The organism is Desulfovibrio sp. 1188_IL3213, from assembly GCF_036763145.1.
In the GTDB taxonomy this organism is placed as follows: Bacteria; Desulfobacterota; Desulfovibrionia; order Desulfovibrionales; family Desulfovibrionaceae; genus Desulfovibrio.
Genome location: NZ_JBAIYR010000529.1, coordinates 1 through 1,383 on the forward strand (window position 1 = coordinate 1; position 1,383 = coordinate 1,383).

Consider the following 1,383-nt stretch of genomic DNA (forward strand, 5'->3'; position numbering starts at 1 on the left):
TGCTGATCGAAAAGCCCGCGCACCAGCCTTGAGGCCGTACCGCGCGCCGCAATGGGTCCGGCAGGCGGCATGTCCGGCAGGGGCTGCGGCTTCCGGCAATGCATGCCAAACGCATTGTGTGCTTGACAGGGCGCATGGCGGGCAGTATACAACACGTTCCTTGCCCGTACCCGTGTGTGCGGGCTGTCAATCCACAAGGAGAAACACAATGCGGAAATTTGAAACCCTGCTGCTCCTTTCACCGGAGCTTTCCGCCGAAAACCGCGAGGGCGTGATCAGCACGTTCACGGGTATTATCGAGCGTGAAAAGGGCGTTATGGAAGAAGTGGACAACTGGGGTATGCGCGACCTCGCCTACCCGGTGCGCAAGCTGATGCGCGGCTACTACGTGCGTCTGGTGTACCAGGGTCCGGCTCCTCTGGTGGCCGAACTGGAACGCAACATTCGCATGAACGACGGCGTATTCAAGTTTGTGACCGTCAAGCTGGCCGACGAAGTGGCCGGGGAGGTTGCCTAGATGGCCTTCAAGAAAAAATTTGCCCCGCGCCGCAAGTTCTGCCGCTTCTGCGCAGACAAGGACCTGCCCCTGAACTACAAGCGCCCTGACATTCTGCGTGATTTCATCACCGAGCGCGGCAAGATCATTGCCCGCCGCATCACCGGAACCTGCGCGCACCACCAGCGCCTGCTGACCCGCGAAATCAAGCGCGCCCGTCAGATGGCCCTGCTCATTTACACCGCGACGCACGATTCCGGCGTCCAGAAAAAGAGCAGCATCTAAGGAGGCGCACATGAAACTGATACTTCGCGCCGACGTGGAAAATCTCGGCAGCCTTGGTGATGTGGTTGATGTCAAGCCCGGTTACGGCCGCAACTTTCTGCTGCCCCAGGGCTTGGCTATGGTGGCCTCGCAGGCCAACCTGAAAGTTTTTGAACAGGAACGCAACAAGCTGCAGGCCCAGATGGACGCCCTGCGCGCTGAAGCCCAGGCCATGCAGGCCCGTCTTGAAGCCCTTGACGTGGTCATCACCATGCACGTGGGCGACAACGACAAGCTGTACGGTTCCGTCACCACCACCATCATCGGCGACGCCATCGCCGCCCTTGGTGTGGATGTTGACCGCCGCCGCATCCTTATGGACGCCCCCATCCGCACCCTGGGCGAACACCCCGTGCGTGTGCGCCTGCACCCCAGCGTTGTCGCGCTGGTTCCGGTGAAGGTTGTGTCCGACCACCAGTCCTATGAAGAAGAGCCTGCTCCTGAAGCCCCGGCTGAAGAAGCTGAGGCCGCTGAATAGGGGATATAGTGGTTTCCCACAGTGATCATGGCTCCGCCCCCGGCCCCGAGGCCGGGGGCGCGCCTTTTGGGCAGAACGGCGCTTC

The 1,383-nt window shown here is 61.2% G+C and carries 3 protein-coding genes; all 3 read left to right on the forward strand.

What is annotated here, in order from left to right; genetic code table 11:
- The first annotated feature begins 208 nt into the window (after positions 1–208).
- From rpsF to rplI, 3 genes are read left to right on the forward strand one after another with little or no spacing between them, the layout of a single operon-like run.
- Positions 209–517 carry a 30S ribosomal protein S6 gene (gene rpsF, locus V6C16_RS13315; RefSeq protein ID WP_333534379.1) on the forward strand — a complete coding sequence of 103 codons (309 nt, stop codon included), beginning with the start codon at positions 209–211 and terminating at the stop codon, positions 515–517.
- Positions 518–781, forward strand: a complete 264-nt coding sequence (gene rpsR / locus V6C16_RS13320; protein ID WP_012625643.1) for a 30S ribosomal protein S18 — start codon at positions 518–520, stop codon at positions 779–781.
- 10 nt (positions 782–791) lie between these two features.
- A complete protein-coding gene (gene rplI / locus V6C16_RS13325; protein ID WP_333534375.1) occupies positions 792–1,298 on the forward strand; it encodes a 50S ribosomal protein L9 in 507 nt (168 codons plus the stop codon).
- The last annotated feature ends 85 nt before the right edge of the window (positions 1,299–1,383 follow it).